Genomic DNA, 16,597 nt, shown 5'->3' with positions numbered 1-16,597 from the left:
ATCCAAGTGCTGGATTGTAACGGCAACGCGCGCAACAGGTCGTCAAGCCAGATTTGGCGGCGCGGCCTTCGACACGTCGATGTGCTTCGGAAGCAGCCCGAGATCGAGGAAGGTATCGGCGATCTGCTGCTGCTCGGCGAGTATCGCTCGGGTAATCGGCTCGGTGCCGAACTGCTGACGGCCCACCACCACGTCGACGACGGGCTTCGGCAGGCCCCATAGCTGCGCGAGTTCGCTCGCGAGCTGATCCTTGTTCTGCTTGCCCCACCGATCGATCTTGTCGAGTTCCTCGATCAGGATGCGGATCACGTCGGGATTTTTCGCGGCATACGGCTGCGACGAAAAATAGAACGCGCGATTGCCGACCACGCCGCTCGCATCCGCAATCAGGCGCGCGCCCAGCGATTTCTCCGCTGCCGCGAAGAACGGATCCCAGATCACCCACGCATCGATCGAGGCGCGTTCGAACGCGGCGCGTGCATCGGCGGGTGCGAGGAATACCGGGTTCACGTCGCTGTATCGCAGTCCGTGCTGACGCAGCAGTTTGACGAGAAAGTAATGGACGTTGCTGCCCTTGTTGAACGCAACCCGCTTGCCCTTCAGATCCTTCACAGTGCGTATCGCCGATTGCGGCGGCACGAGCACCGCTTCGGATTGCGGCCGCGTGACCGTCGCCGCCACGTAGGCGAGTGGCGCGCCCGCTGCCTGCGCGAAGATGGGCGGCGCTTCGCCGACGTCGCCGAAATCGATCGAACCGACGTTCAGCGCTTCGAGTTGCACGGGGCCCGCTGCAAACTCCGTCCAGCTCACCGATACGTTCAGCGGAGCGAGCCGCTTTTCGAGCGTGCCGCGTGCCTTGAGCAGCGTCAGATAACCCTTCTGATTGCCGATGCGCAACACACGTGACGAGCCTTGCGCGAACGCAGCGGGCACCACGGCGCTGGACACGACAGCCGCGGCAGCACCCAGCGAGTGCTTCAGGAATGTACGCCGGTCGTGGGATGGTTTGACAAGAGACATGAGGGATCGAGGCGCTGAAGAAGGAGAGGGCGTTCGCTTGCGAGATGCACGCGAACGCCTTTGCGTGTACGACCTGTGCCGGGTATGCCGCGCTCAGTGCTGCGGCGCGCCGTCCCATGCGGGCAGTGTCGCGCCGTGATAGACGGTCAGGATCGACGAAGCGACGTTGGCCTGCTGGTAGCTGTCGACGATCGTCTTCACCCACGGCGCCTTCGCATCTTTCGCGTTCACCGCGATGAAGTTGCGATACGGATTGCCGGGCACCTTCTCCTGCGCAATGCGTTCCTGCGGAATCTGGATGCCCGCCTTGATCGCCCAGTCGGTGTTGACGACGGCTGCATCGAGATCGCCGATCGCGCGGCCGACGATGCCCGCATCGAGTTCCTTGATCTGGATGTGCTTCGGGTTGTCCGCGATGTCGCGTGCCGTCGGCAGCAGGCCGATGTCGGGGCGCAGCTTGATGAGCCCGTTGGCCTGCAACAGCAGCAGCGCGCGGCCTTCGTTGCTCGGGTCGTTCGGCACGCCGATGGTCGCGTTCTGCGGCAGTGCGGCGACCGACTTCACTTTGCGTGAGTAGAGGCCGATCGGCTGCACATAGGTAAAGCCGACAGGCACGATGTCATAGTGGCGCGCGGCGATCTGCGCATCGAGATACGGCTTGTGCTGGAACGAATTCGCGTCGAGATCGTGCTGCGCGAGCGCTTCGTTGGGCTGCGTGTAGTCGGAGAACGTCGTGATCTTGACGGTGATGCCGTGCTTCGCCGCATTGGCCGCGACGGCGCGCCATACGTCCTCGTCCTCGCCGGACATGATGCCGACGCGCACCGTCTTGTCGGCGGCGAGCGCCGGCTGTGCGCTCACGATGCCGAAGGTGAGCAGAACGGAGAGAAAGGCGGCCTTGAGCGTCGTCGTTGTTTTCATGGTTCAGAAGTTATCGGGTGAAGATGCGGAGATCGTAGAGAGACGCTCGTGGCCGCACAAATAATATCGAGCACTATCGTTATGCCGTATGAGCGCAAGCGGTGCGATGCGCGTTGCCGCGCACGCCGGCAAGCGGCGCCGCTTGCGTGGTGCCGAAGTAGCACAGCGCGAGGGCGGCTGCTGTCGTCGTCAGGAAGTCGCGCAATACGCGCGAGCGGCGCTGGGGCGACGTGCGTGCCCGAGCGAAGTATGCGAAGCCCCAAACCCGTGCCATCGATTGTCCTTATGGTCGCGTGTGATCCAGACTTCGAATGTAGCGAAGGCCGTTCTGCAAGCGAACCAATTAAAGATCACAATCAACGCAGTTCTGGCGCTATTGCGGCGTGTCGCGTGTGGAGGGTGTGTGATGCCGTCAGCATTCGCGATCGTGCGTGTGTTCGCCGCGCTTGCCGTGATGTGCGGCGCGGTGTCCCCGCTCGCCGCAGCACAAGGCGACGCCGCGGCAAGCGAACCCAAAACGCTCAAGGAACGATTGGGCGACAAGGCGAGCGACGACCAGCGCGTCGACAACTGCAAGGTGCCCGTCGCCGAACGTGGCAGCAAGGTGCGCCCGGACGATTGTTCGCACGGGCGCGCTTCTGGCAATTAATCGCTGCGCAAGGGATGAAGCGCGCGATGCGCTCCCTAGTGCGAAACCCTGGCCGGACGTTGCCGGAAGAGCGTCCCGCACACCAGAATGAACGCAACGAGCGCGATCGATGCGCCATACCGGCTCAACGCGAGACCACCGTTCGCGATCGGCTTGTCGAGGAAGTCGCCGACCACGGCGCCGAGCGGCCGCGTCAGGATGAACGCCGCCCAGAACAGCAGCGTGCGCGGCAGTTGCGTCGCGTAGTACGCGATCACGATCGCGAGCAGCAAGCCGCCGAAGATCAGCGCCGCGCCCGCATAGCCGAGACCGGCAGTGTCTGCCGTCCAGTCGCCGAGCGCAGTGCCGAGCGTTTGCGAAAACATGATCGTCACCCAGTAGAACATTTCGGCCTTCGGCGACGATACGGTGGTCACGGACACGGAACCCATCACGCGATACCAGACGAACAGCGACGTCAGCAACAGGAACAGCAGCAATGTGCTGCCGCCCGCATAGCCGATGCCGAGCGAACGGTCGGCGAAATCGGCGAGCGTCGTGCCGACGGTGGTCGTCGCGATGATCGTGACCCAGTACAGCACGGGATTGAAGCGGTCGGCCTTGATCTGCGCGATCACGGCGACGATAAAGATGACGGCGAAGATGAGAGTGCTGATCAGATAGCCCAGATTCATCGACATCGAAGCGGCATCGCCGCCCGTTTCGCCGAGCGTGGTGGCGGCGATCTTGATGATCCAGAATGCGAGCGTGAGCTCGGGTACCTTGGCGACGGCTTTGCTGGCTGTATCCATGACGTGTGCGCGGGAAAGTGGCTGATGGGCGCCGCATCGACTGAATATTGCTGCGGTGCGGCGCAAAGGCCACAGACTAAAAGCGCTTGCCTTAAGAGATCCTTAGACAGATTGAAAGCATATCGCCCCCGTTTGGTGCATCGCCTAGCGGATCATGGCGCGTCAATGCAGAACGGCTTTGTGCATCGGCACGATCACACGCACCCACAGGCCGCCGTCCGGGTGATTGCCGAGCTTGAGCTTCGCGCCGCAATGCTGCGCGAGCCGGCTGACGATCGACAGCCCGAGTCCCCAATGTTCGCCGCGCTCGCTGAGGTCTTCATCGTGAGGTTCGTTCGATGCAAGCCGTACGAACGGCTGCGTTGCCGCTTCGAGGTCGCGTTCGCTGATGCCGTTGCCGTGATCGCGCACGCTCAGCATCCAGGTGCGTACGCCGCGCATCGTGCAGATTTCGACGGGCGGCGCGCCGTGCGCAAGCGCATTGCCCACCAGATTGCCGACGAGCCGTTCCAGCGCGTTGCGCGGCAGCGCGAAGTCCGCGCCGGCGTTCAGCCGAAGCACGATCTTCGCGTCGTCGAGCGCGGCGCCGTGCACGAAGCGATCGTGCAGCCAGGCATCGACGCACACCTGCGCGGCTTGGGTTTCGCTGCGACCCACCACGTCGACGAACTGACGCGCGACGTTCGAAAACAGATCGATATCCTCGATGAATCCCACGCGCTTGTGCCATTGCGCGACGTTCAGCGCACGCGCGCGCAGCCGGGCCACGCGCGCATCGATCTGCCGCGAGAATCCCGCAAGCGCCGTCGACTGTTCGTCGAGCGCCTGGCTGTGGCGGCCCATCAGATCGTTCAGTGCCCGCGCAAGCAGGCGCACGTCGCACACGCCGCGGTCGGGCACGCGCAACGTGGTGCCGCCCGCGTCTGCGTTGCGGGTCAGTTGCGCGAGTTCGCACAGGTGACGCCGCATCTGGCAGAACCAGTACGCGCACAGCGCGATCAACGCGGCCGGCAGCGACAGGATCAGCGGCGCGAAACGCGTGTCGTCGGCGAACGCGAAGGGTGTGTCGTCCCAGATATCGGGCGACGCGCCGTCGGCGAGCGCGAGTGCGCTTATCGGCATGGACAGGGACGCGGCGGGCAGCCAGACGGCCGTGCGCAGGCTCGGCGCAACGGGCGTGCCGAGATCGACGAGACGCGGACGGATCGACAGCGCGGGACCGATGCCCGTGGTGTCGTCGGCATCGAGCGCGGCGTCGTCGCGTGCGGCATACGTGGCGCCCGGCCGAGGCGCGCTGGACGGAAATGGGGCGGCGGCTAAAGAAACGGACTCGATCAGCCGATAACCGATATGCACGGCGAGCAACATGGCCACCGATAACAGCACCGTTCGTGCGAACAAGGTATTCACGTCTTTCTCTACGTCGATGTTTCGCTCAGGTCTCGTCGCGAAGGGCTGCACGCAATCTGTACGCGTGCCTTCGGATTCAAGCGATGATCGCCGAAAGAGGCTGTTTCCAATCCGCGGAACAGCCGTGGAAAGAGGTCGTTCCTTACCAGATGTTTCCCGCTACGCCGATGCCTGGCTGCCTTGTTGTCAGGCGGCATCCGGCGCGGTCATCTCCTGCATCAGCCTGATTACTTCGCCGCGCACCCAGCGGTTCGCCTGGTCCTGCTCGCCGCTGCGATGCCAGTACAGATGCCATTCGAGTTTCGGGAGCGGAAACGGCAGTTCGAGAATGCGCGCGTCGTAGCGTTGCAGCAATTGCACGGGCGCCGTCAGCGCGAGATCGGTGCGCAGCGCGATCAGCGGCGCGACCATGTAGTGCTGCACGCGCATCTGCATCTGCCTGCGCCGGCCCAGTTTGTGCAGCTCGGCATCGACGAGGCCGCTGCCCTGGCGGCGGCTCGATACCTGGATGTGGCCGAGCGCGAGATAGTCGTCCATCGTCAACGCATTGCCCGCGAACGGGTGGTCGTGACGCAGCATGCACGCGTAACGGTCGCTGCCGAGCGGCACCTGGTGCAGTTGCGGATCGTCGATCAGCGGCACGTCGATCGCGAAGTCGATCTTGCCCGTTGCGAGCGCGGCGGCCACTTCGCTGCGCGGCGTGAAGTAGCTTTCGATGCGCATGCCGGGCGCCTGCTGCTGCAGCAGTTCGCCGAGCGCGGGCAGCAGGATCGCCTCGGTCAGATCGGGCATGCTCAGTCGAAACGTGCGCTCCGATGCGGCGGGCACGAACACGTCGCCTTCCGTTGCGCTCGTCTCCAGCAGTTGCAGCGCCTCGCGCACGCGGCCGATGATGTTCTCGGACAGCGGCGTCGGCACCATGCCCGTCGGCGTGCTGACGAAGAGGGGATCGTCGAACGCGCGGCGCATGCGTGCGAGCGCGTTGCTGACGGCGGGCTGCGTGATGAACAGCGTTTCGGCCGCGCGCGTCAGGTTGCGCTTGTCGTAGATCGCTTCGAATACGACGAACAGATTCAGATCGAGCTTCGGTGGACGCATCGCACAGTCTCCTTACGCCCGACATCATAAGCGTGCTCGTGCGCAAGGCGTCCAGCGTCCATGCTTCAATCGCGCAGCGGCGCAGTCAGATAGGCCGCCGACGCACCAAGCGTCGCCTTGCTCGCGCCGATCTCCATCCGGGCGATGGCCTGCAGGTGCACTTCGTCGGGGCCGTCCGCGTAACGCAGCGCGCGTCCCCACGTCCAGTGATCGGCGAGCGGCGTGTCGGGGCTCACACCCATGGCGCCGAACACCTGCATCGCGCGATCGCAGACGGTGGTGTGCAGTTGGGGCACCACTGCCTTGATCATCGAGATTTCCTTGCGCGCGGCCTTGGCGCCGACTTCGTCGATGAGCCATGCCGTCTTCAGTACGAGCAGCCGCGCCTGATCGATTTCGATGCGCGACTTCGCGATCCATTCGCCGACGGTGCCGTGCTGATGCAGCGTCTTGCCGAAGGTCTTGCGCTCCTGCGAACGCTCCGTCATCAGTTCGAGCGCGAGTTCCGCCGCGCCGATCGAGCGCATGCAGTGATGAATGCGCCCCGGCCCGAGCCGCGCCTGCGCGAGCGCGAAACCGCTGCCTTCTTCGCCCAGCAGATTCGAGGCAGGCACGCGCACGTTCGTGAACGTGACCTCGCAATGGCCTTCGGGCGAGATGTGGTTCATCACGGGAATGTTGCGCACGATCTTCAGGCCGGGCGCATCGGCGGGCACGAGAATCATGCTTTGTTGCCGGTGCGTTTCCGCTTCGGGGTCGGTCTTGCCCATCACGATGAAGATCTTGCAGTTCGGGTGCGCGGCGTTCGTGATGAACCATTTGCGTCCGTTGATCACGTAGTCGTCGCCGTCGCGGCGGATCGACGTCGTGATGTTGGTCGCGTCCGACGACGCCACGTCCGGTTCCGTCATCGCGAACGCGGAGCGGATCGTGCCGTCGAGCAGCGGCGCGAGCCATTGCTCGCGCTGCGCGGGCGTCGCGAACATGTGCAGCAGTTCCATGTTGCCCGTGTCGGGCGCATTGCAGTTGAAGACTTCGGGCGCCCACGAAATGCGGCCCATGATTTCCGCGAGCGGCGCGTATTCGAGGTTGGTCAGGCGCGTGCCGGGCTCGTCGTCCTTCAGATGCGGCAGGAACAGATTCCACAGGCCTTCGGCTTTCGCCCTCGCTTTCAGGTCTTCCATGAAAGAGGCGGGAAACTGACCCGCATGCACCTCGTCGAGCCACTGGCGATGGCGCGGCACGATATGTTCGTCCATGAAGTCGCGCACGCGGCGGCGCAAGTCTTCAACCTTGGGGCTGTAGCCGAAATTCATGATGTGTTCCTTCGTGAAGTGCTAGATCGTCAGGCCGCCGTCGACGACGATGCATTCGCCGTTCGTGTAGCTCGCCGCGTCGGACACGAGATACAGCACCGTGCCCGCCATTTCGTGCGGCTCGCCGTGGCGGCGCAGCGGAATGTTGTCGATCCAGTGTTGATAGATGTCTTTGTTCTCGAACAGCGCGCCCGCGAATTTCGTTTTCGTGAGGCCGGGCAGCAGCGCGTTCACGCGGATGCCGAGCGGCCCGCATTCTTTCGCGAACGCCTTCGTCATGTTGACGACGGCGGCTTTGGTGATCGAGTAGATGCCTTGCCGGTCGCCCGGCTGCAATGCGTTGACGGACGCCGTGTTGACGATCGCGCCGCGGCCTTGCTCTCTCATCAGCTTGCCCGCTTCGACGGACATGAAGAAGTAGCCGCGCACGTTCACTTCGACCGTCTTGTTGTAGGCGGCGAGATCCGTATCGAGGATATGGCCGAAGTACGGATTCGCCGCGGCATTGTTGACGAGGATGTCGAGCTTGCCGTGCTTCTCGCGGATATGCGCGAACGTTGCCGCGATGTCCTCCATGCGGCCGACGTGGCATGCGAACGCCTCCGCGCTGCCGCCTGCCGCGCGAATCGTTGCGGCCACCTGTTCGCATTCGTCGATCTTGCGGCTCGATACGATCACGTGCGCGCCCTGTTGCGCGAGCAGCGAAGCAATGGCTTCGCCGATGCCGCGGCTTGCGCCCGTCACGAGTGCGATGCGGCCCGTCAGGTCGAAAAGGTTCGTGCTCAAGCTTGTCTCCTTCATGTTTTATGGTCGATGTGTGTGATGCTTACCCGATCAGTTCGGCCGCGAGTTGCGCGAGCGGCTCGACCATCGCGCCCACGCGATGCGCTTCGGCGCTCGACGCATTGCCTTGCAGCGCGCGCGCCTTCACACCCTGCGCAATCGACGCCAACCGGAAAAAGCTGAACGCGAGATAGAACGGCCAGTTGTCGATCGCGGGCAGGCCACGCAGCGCACAGTACTGCGCGACGATCTCCTGTTCTTCGGGCACGCCGAGGGCCGCGCGATCCTGGCCGCGCAACCCGGTGATATGGCCTTGCGACGGCAGCCGCAGGCACATGCAGAAGTACGCGAGATCGGCGAGGGGATTGCCGAGCGTGGACAGTTCCCAGTCGAGAATCGCGCGAACCTGTGGCGTGTCGCTCGCGAAGATCAGGTTGTCGATGCGGAAGTCGCCGTGCACGAGCGACACCTGCTGTGTATCGGCGGGGCAGTGCGTGGGCAGCCAGTCGATCAGCGCTTCCATCGCGTCGATGCGTTGCGTTTCGGCGGCGCGGTACTGCTTCGTCCACACGCCGATCTGACGCTCGAAGTAATTGCCCGCGCGGCCATAGTCGCCAAGGCCGACGGCTTGCGGATCGACTTCGTGCAGCGCCGCGAGCGTCTTCACGATCGACGTGTAGTAATCGCGCCGGGCGTCGCGATCCACGTCGGGCAGCGCCGGGTTCCAGAAGATGCGGCCTTCCTCGTAGCTCATCAGATAGAACATGCTGCCGATCACGTCGCGCTCTTCGCACAGATGCCATGCGCGCGCGACGGGGACGGGCGTATCGGCGAGCGCGCTCAGCACGCGAAATTCGCGATCGACGGCGTGTGCCGACTTCAGCAGTTGTCCGGGCGGTTGGCGCCGCAGCACATAGCGGCCGCTTTGCGCGTCGAGCAGATAGGTCGGATTGGACTGGCCGCCGGCGAACTTCGTCGCGCGCAACGGGCCGCGAAAGCCGGCGACGTGTTGCTCCAGATAACGCGCGAGGCGGTCGAGGTCGAGCGTGGTGTCGTGTTGATCGCAAGTCATGTCGTTCGAGGCGTCGTTCGTCGATTAACCGTAGGTCTGAAAGGCGCGGCGCTGCGGATCGTCGAGATGACCGATGCCGTTGAAGCTCGACAGATGCAGCGTGTCGCGATTGAAGAAGTAATGGCTGACGCTGCTGTTGCGGATCTGCATGTTGAGCGCGATAGCCGTCGCAGCAGGCGCCTGCAGGATCTGCTGCGTGATCGCGGCGATCACGCCGCCCGAACTGACGACCAGCACGCGCTGCCCGTCGCCGCGCTGGATCGCAGTGCGCGCATCGGCGACGCGTTGCTGGAACGCTTGCCAGGTTTCGGGCGCGCGTCCGTCGAGCACGCCTTCCGCCCACAGTTGCAGCACCTCGCGCAATGCCTTGAAGAAATCGCGCGGACTGCGCCGCGCGCGTTCGGCGAGCGCCGCGTGTTCGTCGCCGAGCGCGCGAAACAGCGCATGGAAATCGTATTCGTCGAGACCGGGATGAATCTCGCATTCGACGGGCGGCGCGTCGAGGCCTCGCCAGATGGCCGCGAGGGTTTGCGCATGACGCCGCAGGGTGCCCGTCATCACGCGGTCGAAGCGGATATCGCGTTGCGCGAAGTATTCGCCGAGCCAGACGCCTTGCTGCTCGCCGACGTCGGAGAGCCGATCGTAGTCGTCGGCGCCGAACGACGCCTGGCCGTGCCGTACCAGATAGAGTTCCGCCATCGCATGTTTTGCCGAGGACAAGGTGAAGTCAGCTTAGCGGCGGCGGAGGCATTACCGAAGTTTATTTGATGAATCTGCGGGTATTCATTGAAGTGATGATCGTTGCCTGTTCAATCGCAACTAACCGTCAGCCGCCATCGGCATCCACAATGCCCGCGAGACGCGGCGGAGGTCCGTTAAACGCCCACGCCGCGCATAACGCCGGACGCAATCAGCGCCCGGCGAATAGTCCGCTCAACGGTTGCCGTCAAGCAGATCGTTCAGCATCGTGTCGAACGCGGCCTGGGCGTCTTCGAGTTCCTGAAGGGCGGCGTCGAAGGTCTGCAGGGCGATTGGCGAAGGACGGCCGCTGCCTTCAGGCGGGAATTGCGATTGCAGTGCGGCGAAGGCCGTCTGCACCCGTTTCGTTGCGTCCAGAACGCGCTCCATCGCGCGGGTTTCTTCGGCTCGTGCCGCTGCGTGATCCATGCCAATGCTCCGTATTTCATCGTGCCGTGTCGGCGAGGCGCCCACTATGCCACGAGTCGCGCGTCAATTCGTTTTTGTCGGTGCATGTCGCGCCCGGTTGGGTGGGATCAGCCCAGCGGCAACCCGCCGTTCGCCTTCACTTCGCGCAGCGACAGTGACGATTCCACCGACGTCACGCCCGGCAGGCTGCGCAACTCGTCGCGCATGAAGGTGCCGTAATCGTCGAGATCGCGCGCGACGACCTGCAACACGTAGTCGGCGCTGCCGGAGACGTTGTGACACGACAGGATGCGCGGGATCGCCAGCACCTCGCGCTCGAAGCGCGTCGCGGTGGCGCGGTCGTGCACGGCGAAGCGCACGTACACGAACGAAACGACGCCGAATCCGAGCGCCGAGCGTGACAGCATCGCGCGGTATCGCTCGATATAGCCATCGCTCTCGAGCCGCTTGAGCCGGCGCGCGCACGGCGTTTCGCTGAGTCCAACCGTTTCGGCGAGCTTCGCGTTCGACATGCGGCCGTCCGTTTGCAAGGCGGCGAGGATTGCGCGGTCTGTTTTGTCGAGTTCGTTCATATGGGAGTGGAAGGCTTTGCTGATTGTGTGGATTGTAGGGTAATCCACCAATCCATAGCGGAAGGCGACCGAAAATCGCCAGCATCCGCTAGTAGGGTCAATGCATCATGAGTGCCTCGATACGTGAGGTTTTCCATGATTTCCGCTCATCTTCTGATTCTGTATGTCACGGCGCTCGTCGTGGTATTCGCGCTGCCTGGGCCGGACATGGCGCTCGTGCTGCAGACGAGCATCGGGCGCGGCGCGCGCCACGGTTTCGCCGCCGCGCTCGGGCTCGGCATCTCGCGCGCGACGCACGTGACGCTGTCCGCGTGCGGCGTGGCAGCGCTGCTGCGCAATGCGCCGTGGCTCTACGAAGTGGTGCGTTATGGCGGCGCGATCTATCTGGCGTGGGTGGCCGTGCAGATTTTCCGCTCGCCCGTGTTCGCCCTGCCTTCCGGCGGCGTGGCGGCAAGCGACGACGGCGCGCTGCGCACGGTCTTCGTCAAAGGGCTGTTCACGAATCTGCTGAATCCGAAGGCGCTGCTGTTCTGTTCGGTGCTGTTGCCGCAGTTCGTGCGTCCGGAAGCGGGGCCCGTCGCGTGGCAGATGGTCGAACTGGGCGGGGTGCTAGTCGCGCTCGGCGCGTGCTTCGACGCCATCTATGCGATCGGCGCCGCGCGCATCGCCGGCTGGATGCGTGCGCATCCGCTCGCGCAGACCTTGCAGCGCTGGACGTTCTCGGCCGCGCTGATCGGCTTCGCGGTGCGGCTGTCGCTCGATTGATGCGTGCTCGCCGCGCGACGCGTGCTGGCCGGGTGCTTACTTGCGGATCGTCGCCGCGCGTTCGGATTTCTGGTCGATGACCTTGCGGCGGTGCTTGTCCTTCATCTTCTTCCAGCCTTTGCATTCTTCGCGGGTGCGCAGACAGCCGATGCAGTAGCCGGTCTTGCTGTCGAACTTGCAGACGTCGATACAGGGCGATTTGACACTCATGCCGGCGTGCTCGTGATGGTTGGTGGAACGGGTGAAAGGGGACTGTCGCACGGTGGGCATGCCGCCAGCAAAGTGATTGTGTTTATAAAGGCGATAGACTGCAGGGCCGCGCGTTTTCCATGAACGCGACTCACGCGCATGGACCGCGCATCGATCGTCACTCGCCTCCGCCGATGAAAACCCTGTTGCTCTATGTCGTGACTGCCATCGCTGAAATTGTCGGCTGCTATCTGCCGTGGCGCTGGCTCAAGGAAGGCGGTTCCGTGTGGCTGCTGCTGCCGGGCGCGTTGAGCCTCGCGCTGTTCGCGTGGCTGTTGACCTTTCACGGCACCGCAGCGGGCCGTGTCTATGCTGCATACGGCGGCGTCTATGTGGCCGTGGCGATTCTCTGGCTATGGTGCGTCGACCATGTGCGGCCTAGCGCGTGGGATCTCGCTGGTGTCGCGCTGACGCTGGCGGGCATGAGCATCATCGCGTTTCAGCCGCGCGTGTGACGCGTTTGCGCGTGATCCTGTTCCTGCACGCGACCGGCCGCACTGGCCGGGTCGCGCATCATTCAGCGACGTAGCTTTCGGCGATCAAGGCTTGCCGAGGAAATCCAGCTTGCCGAGTTCTACGCCGTTATGACGCAGGATGTCGTAAGCCGTCGTGACGTGGAAATAGAAGTTCGGCATCGCGAAGCCGAGCAGATACGACAAACCGCTGAACTCGACGGGACCGCTGCGCATCTTCAACGTCACGGCACGCGTTTCCGATCCGTCGATCTGGGCGGCATTGAACTCCTTCAGATAATCGATCGTTTTCTGAATGCGTGCGTGCAGTTCGTCGAACGTGAACTCGACGTCCTCATACCTTGGCGCTTCGACGCCGGCCAGACGCGCCGCGCAGCCTTTTGCCGTATCCGTCGCGATGTGCACCTGGCGGGCCAGCGGATGCATGTCCGGAAAGAGGCGCGCGCCCGTCAGCACGGACGGATCGATCTGTTTTTCTGCCGCATGCGCCTGTCCCTTGCCGAGAATGGCCTGCAGGTTGGTGAGGCCGCGAATCAGTACGGGAATGGATGCCTGAAACATCGAGATGGTCATGGAGGGTCCTCGAATTCGTGGGGTCGCGCGCGCCCATGGGCACGCGGTCGCATAGCGTAACGCAACAGCGCAAATACTGCTGGAGCAGCGTAACGCGAATCCCGTTCGCCGCAAAAGCTGGCTGTTCGGCCAGGTGCCGGGCGCGCTGGAACTGTGTTCGAATGGATTGGTCGGATGGTTGTCGTTGCCTCGTGAAGCAAGCGGGCATGTGGCGCGCCGACGTTTTGCTGCACCCTGCGTGCGCCGTGTTCTAACGCGTGGCTTCGCGCCATGCACAGGGAGAATCGCATCCATGACGAAGCATCCATTGCCCGGCAGCGAGCGTGCGCCCGCGCCCGGTTCGAAGGTGGTCGCGCAGTGCGATCCGTCGGAAACGATCCAGGTCGTGGTCGTGCTGCGCCGCAAGGACGAGCAGCAGTTCGCCCAGATGATGAAGAAGATCGAGTCGGGCGCGGCGGACGCCAGGCCGCTCACGCGGGAAGAACTCGAACAGCGCTTCGGCGCATCGGCGGAAGACATGGCGAAACTGAAGGCCTTCGCCGCGCAACATGGTCTGACTGTGGTTCGTGAAGACGCGTCGGCGCGTACCGTCGTGCTGAGCGGCAAGATCGGGCAGTTCCAGCAGGCGTTCGACGTGCAGTTGCAGCATTACGAGCATCAATCGATGGGCCGCTTTCGCGGCCGCACGGGCGCGATCAGCGTACCCGACGACCTGCACGGCGTCGTGACGGCCGTGCTCGGTCTCGATGACCGTCCGCAGGCGCGGCCACATTTCCGCATCCGTCCTCCGTGCCAGCCGGCCAGGGCGCAGTCGGCGTCGTCGTTCACGCCGCTGCAACTGGCGTCGCTGTACCAGTTCCCGCAGGGCGACGGCAGCGGACAATGCATCGGCATCATCGAACTCGGCGGCGGCTACCGTACGGCCGATCTCGACAGCTATTTTTCGAGCCTCGGCGTCGGTTCGCCGAAGGTGGTCGCGGTCGGCGTCGACCAAAGCGGCAATCACCCGACTGGCGACCCGAACGGCCCCGACAGCGAAGTCACGCTCGACATCGAGATCGCGGGCGCCATCGCGCCGGCCGCGACGCTCGCCGTGTACTTCACCACTAACAGCGATGCCGGCTTCATCGACGCCGTCAGCCAGGCCGTGCACGACAAGACCAACAAGCCATCGGTGATTTCGATCAGCTGGGGCGCACCGGAAAGCGTGTGGACCGCGCAGTCCATGAACGCCTTCAACGACGTGCTGCAATCGGCCGCGGCGATCGGCGTGACGGTCTGCGCGGCATCGGGCGACAGCGGCTCCAGCGACGGCGTCGGCGACGGCAGCGACCACGTCGACTTTCCCGCGTCGAGTCCCTACGTGCTCGCCTGCGGCGGCACGAGTCTGCAAGGTTCCGGGCAAACGGTCTCGCACGAAGTGGCATGGAACGACGGTTCGAACGGCGGCGCGACGGGCGGCGGCGTGAGCGGCGCGTTTCCCGTGCCGGCGTGGCAGGAAGGCCTGTCGACATCGGCTGCGCGAGGCGGCCAGCGCGCCTTGACGGGGCGCGGCGTACCGGACGTGGCCGGAGACGCGTCCCCGCTCACGGGCTACGACGTGATCGTCGACGGCAACAACACGGTGATCGGCGGCACCAGTGCCGTTGCGCCGCTGTGGGCCGCGCTGATCGCGCGCATCAACGGCGCGAAGGGCGCTCCCGTCGGCTTCGTCAATCCGAAGCTGTACAAGGCGTCGGGCGCGTGCAACGACATCACGCAGGGCAACAACGGCAGTTATGCCGCCACCACGGGCTGGGACGCCTGCACGGGATTGGGCAGTCCCAATGGTGTGAAGGTGGCAGCGGCTTTATAGTCTGGGCAGCGGGCTCGCCCGGCTTTGGCGGCGCGCAAGCGGTAAGCAGGTTGCATAAGGGTGGCATACAGGCGGCGATCAACGCATCGCAACAGTGGGCAACACGTACCGGCTTTCGATGGAGCGATCATGACGAATACCGAATCAGCTTCCGGCAGTTTGCAGTCGCCTCACAACTCACACGCCGCGCAGGAGGCATCGGCCGCGAGCGTGTCGCACAAGGCCGGCGACCAGCCGTTTTTCGATCCCGTCGCGTACGGCAACGGCCCCGACGACTCCGTCACGGACACGAGCGAGAATGCCGCGATCACGAAGCATTCGATCACGATCGGCGGCAAGAAGATCAACTACACCGCGATGGCCGGCCATCTGGTGACCGTGGATCCTTCCAGTTCGCAGCCCGCGGCGAAATTCTTCTATGTCGCCTTCACGCAGGACAACCAGAAGGAAGAGACGCGGCCGGTGACGTTCTTCTATAACGGCGGGCCGGGCTCGTCGTCGGTGTTCGTGCTGCTCGGGTCGTTCGCGCCGCGCCGCATCAAGACGTCGATGCCGAGCTTCACACCACCCGCGCCGTATCAGATGGAAGACAACCCGGACAGCCTGCTCGACAAGAGCGATCTCGTCTTCATCAATCCGGTCGGCACGGGCTATTCGGCGGCTGTCGCGCCGCGCAAGAACCGCGATTTCTGGGGCGTCGACCAGGATGCGGATTCCATCAAGCAGTTCATCAAGCGCTATCTGACGAAGAACAACCGCTGGAATTCGCCCAAGTTCCTGTTCGGCGAGTCGTATGGCACGGCGCGCAGTTGCGTGCTCGCCTACAAGCTGCATGAAGATGGCGTCGATCTGAACGGCATCACGCTGCAGTCGTCGATCCTCGACTACACGCAGGCGGGCAATCCCATCGGCGCGTTGCCGACGGCCGCCGCGGACGCGTGGTATCACAAGAAGCTCGGCGTCGCGCCCAGGCCCACCAATCTCGGCCAGTTCGCCGAAGAGGTCGCCCAGTTCGCGCGAACCGACTACCTGAACGCGCTGCGCAAGTTCCCGACCACCGACAATACCGTGGTCGAGAAGCTCAGCGAGTACACGGGCATCGACAAGACCACGCTGCTGGCGTGGAGCCTCGACATCGCCGGGTACGACAGCCGTGGCAATTCGCTGTTCCTGACCACGCTGCTCAAGTCGAAGGGACTGGCGCTCGGCGCGTATGACGGCCGCGTCACGGCGATCGAAACGGGCATCGCGGGGAAGATCGATCCGAACTCGGGCGGCAACGATCCGACCATGACGGCTGTCACGGGCGTCTACACGACGATGTGGAACGTCTATCTGAACGAGCAGTTGAAGTTCACGTCAAACTCGGCGTTCACGGACCTCAACGATCAGGCGTTCAAGTTCTGGGACTTCGGCCACATCGATCCGACGGGCGCGCAGAAGGGCCTCGACAGCAAGGGCAACATCATCCTGTACACGGCGGGCGACCTCGCGGCCGTGATGGCGCTCAATGTCGATCTGAAGGTGCTGTCGGCGAACGGCTTCTACGATTTCGTCACGCCGTTCTATCAGACCGTGATCGACTTGCAGCAGATGCCGCTCGTGAGCCAGCAGGTACGCGAGAATCTGTCGGCGCGTTTTTATCCGTCGGGGCATATGGTGTATCTCGACGGCGGCTCGCGCACTGCGTTGAAGGCCGACCTCGCGTCGATGTACGACGCCGCGGTGAGCAACGCGGAGGCGCTCGGACGCGTACGGGCATTGCAGGCGCTCACGGCTGCGAAGATGCATTGAACGGCACGGTATTCTGATGCGGCGGATTGACGGCGATGCAGTCCGTCGAAATGCCGCCGGGCGAGGGCGTCGCGGCCTGATTGCGATGC

Annotated in this window: 19 protein-coding genes; 5 read left to right on the top strand and 14 right to left on the bottom strand. The window is 64.1% G+C overall.

All coding sequences use genetic code 11. The annotated features are described in order from the left end of the window. Positions 1 to 42: 42 nt before the first annotated feature. The 3 genes from G3N95_RS15845 to G3N95_RS15835 all read right to left on the bottom strand — a co-directional run bounded on the left by G3N95_RS15845 (position 43) and on the right by G3N95_RS15835 (position 2,215). Complete coding sequence (locus tag G3N95_RS15845; RefSeq protein WP_205971029.1) at positions 43 to 1,020, bottom strand: sulfonate ABC transporter substrate-binding protein; 978 nt, start codon at positions 1,018 to 1,020, stop codon at positions 43 to 45. Between the two features lie 93 nt (positions 1,021 to 1,113). Then, positions 1,114 to 1,941: a MetQ/NlpA family lipoprotein gene (locus G3N95_RS15840; RefSeq protein ID WP_205971028.1), complete on the bottom strand. Its 828-nt coding sequence runs from the start codon at positions 1,939 to 1,941 to the stop codon at positions 1,114 to 1,116. A gap of 79 nt (positions 1,942 to 2,020) precedes the next feature. Continuing rightward, positions 2,021 to 2,215, bottom strand: coding sequence for a hypothetical protein (locus G3N95_RS15835; protein ID WP_205971027.1), 195 nt, complete (start codon positions 2,213 to 2,215; stop codon positions 2,021 to 2,023). A 132-nt stretch (positions 2,216 to 2,347) separates the two neighbouring features. On the opposite strand from G3N95_RS15835, the gene G3N95_RS15830 reads away from it, so the two are divergent. Next, the gene (locus G3N95_RS15830) at positions 2,348 to 2,590 is read left to right on the top strand and encodes a hypothetical protein (protein ID WP_205971026.1); all 243 of its coding nucleotides are present in this window, start codon (positions 2,348 to 2,350) and stop codon (positions 2,588 to 2,590) included. Positions 2,591 to 2,625: 35 nt separating this feature from the next. Here the strand turns inward: G3N95_RS15830 and G3N95_RS15825 are convergent, their stop codons facing one another. From G3N95_RS15825 to G3N95_RS15785, 9 genes are all read right to left on the bottom strand, one after another. Then, positions 2,626 to 3,381 carry a hypothetical protein gene (locus G3N95_RS15825; protein ID WP_205971025.1) on the bottom strand — a complete coding sequence of 252 codons (756 nt, stop codon included), beginning with the start codon at positions 3,379 to 3,381 and terminating at the stop codon, positions 2,626 to 2,628. 162 nt (positions 3,382 to 3,543) lie between these two features. After that, a complete protein-coding gene (locus G3N95_RS15820; RefSeq protein ID WP_346778377.1) occupies positions 3,544 to 4,791 on the bottom strand; it encodes an ATP-binding protein in 1,248 nt (415 codons plus the stop codon). Positions 4,792 to 4,977: 186 nt separating this feature from the next. Then, positions 4,978 to 5,889, bottom strand: a complete 912-nt coding sequence (locus tag G3N95_RS15815) for a LysR family transcriptional regulator (protein WP_205971024.1) — start codon at positions 5,887 to 5,889, stop codon at positions 4,978 to 4,980. 65 nt (positions 5,890 to 5,954) lie between these two features. Further along, a complete protein-coding gene (locus G3N95_RS15810; RefSeq protein ID WP_205971023.1) occupies positions 5,955 to 7,205 on the bottom strand; it encodes an acyl-CoA dehydrogenase family protein in 1,251 nt (416 codons plus the stop codon). 21 nt (positions 7,206 to 7,226) lie between these two features. Then, positions 7,227 to 7,991, bottom strand: coding sequence for an SDR family oxidoreductase (locus tag G3N95_RS15805; RefSeq protein WP_205971022.1), 765 nt, complete (start codon positions 7,989 to 7,991; stop codon positions 7,227 to 7,229). Positions 7,992 to 8,031: 40 nt separating this feature from the next. Further along, a complete protein-coding gene (locus G3N95_RS15800) occupies positions 8,032 to 9,060 on the bottom strand; it encodes a phosphotransferase (RefSeq protein ID WP_205971021.1) in 1,029 nt (342 codons plus the stop codon). Positions 9,061 to 9,084: 24 nt separating this feature from the next. Then, on the bottom strand, positions 9,085 to 9,759 hold the full coding sequence (locus G3N95_RS15795) for a histidine phosphatase family protein (RefSeq protein ID WP_205971159.1): 675 nt from the start codon (positions 9,757 to 9,759) through the stop codon (positions 9,085 to 9,087). Positions 9,760 to 9,993: 234 nt separating this feature from the next. Next, complete coding sequence (locus tag G3N95_RS15790) at positions 9,994 to 10,227, bottom strand: hypothetical protein (RefSeq protein WP_012404300.1); 234 nt, start codon at positions 10,225 to 10,227, stop codon at positions 9,994 to 9,996. A gap of 107 nt (positions 10,228 to 10,334) precedes the next feature. Then, the gene (locus G3N95_RS15785) at positions 10,335 to 10,799 is read right to left on the bottom strand and encodes an Lrp/AsnC family transcriptional regulator (protein WP_205971020.1); all 465 of its coding nucleotides are present in this window, start codon (positions 10,797 to 10,799) and stop codon (positions 10,335 to 10,337) included. 135 nt (positions 10,800 to 10,934) lie between these two features. On the opposite strand from G3N95_RS15785, the gene G3N95_RS15780 reads away from it, so the two are divergent. Next, a complete protein-coding gene (locus G3N95_RS15780; RefSeq protein WP_205971019.1) occupies positions 10,935 to 11,564 on the top strand; it encodes a LysE family translocator in 630 nt (209 codons plus the stop codon). A gap of 36 nt (positions 11,565 to 11,600) precedes the next feature. On the opposite strand, the gene G3N95_RS15775 is transcribed toward G3N95_RS15780, so the two are convergent. Next, on the bottom strand, positions 11,601 to 11,774 hold the full coding sequence (locus G3N95_RS15775) for a DUF1289 domain-containing protein (protein WP_205971018.1): 174 nt from the start codon (positions 11,772 to 11,774) through the stop codon (positions 11,601 to 11,603). A gap of 173 nt (positions 11,775 to 11,947) precedes the next feature. Between G3N95_RS15775 and G3N95_RS15770 the strand changes: the two genes are divergently transcribed. After that, positions 11,948 to 12,268, top strand: coding sequence for a YnfA family protein (locus G3N95_RS15770; RefSeq protein WP_205971158.1), 321 nt, complete (start codon positions 11,948 to 11,950; stop codon positions 12,266 to 12,268). Between the two features lie 84 nt (positions 12,269 to 12,352). On the opposite strand, the gene G3N95_RS15765 is transcribed toward G3N95_RS15770, so the two are convergent. Then, the gene (locus G3N95_RS15765) at positions 12,353 to 12,859 is read right to left on the bottom strand and encodes a DUF1993 domain-containing protein (RefSeq protein WP_205971017.1); all 507 of its coding nucleotides are present in this window, start codon (positions 12,857 to 12,859) and stop codon (positions 12,353 to 12,355) included. A gap of 292 nt (positions 12,860 to 13,151) precedes the next feature. Between G3N95_RS15765 and G3N95_RS15760 the strand changes: the two genes are divergently transcribed. Continuing rightward, positions 13,152 to 14,714 carry a S53 family peptidase gene (locus G3N95_RS15760; protein ID WP_205971016.1) on the top strand — a complete coding sequence of 521 codons (1,563 nt, stop codon included), beginning with the start codon at positions 13,152 to 13,154 and terminating at the stop codon, positions 14,712 to 14,714. Positions 14,715 to 14,843: 129 nt separating this feature from the next. After that, a complete protein-coding gene (locus G3N95_RS15755) occupies positions 14,844 to 16,508 on the top strand; it encodes a peptidase S1 (protein ID WP_205971015.1) in 1,665 nt (554 codons plus the stop codon). The last annotated feature ends 89 nt before the right edge of the window (positions 16,509 to 16,597 follow it).

Source organism: Paraburkholderia sp. Tr-20389 (assembly GCF_017104565.1).
Classification (GTDB): Bacteria; Pseudomonadota; Gammaproteobacteria; order Burkholderiales; family Burkholderiaceae; genus Paraburkholderia.
This window is presented reverse-complemented; position numbering and strand designations above follow the sequence as displayed.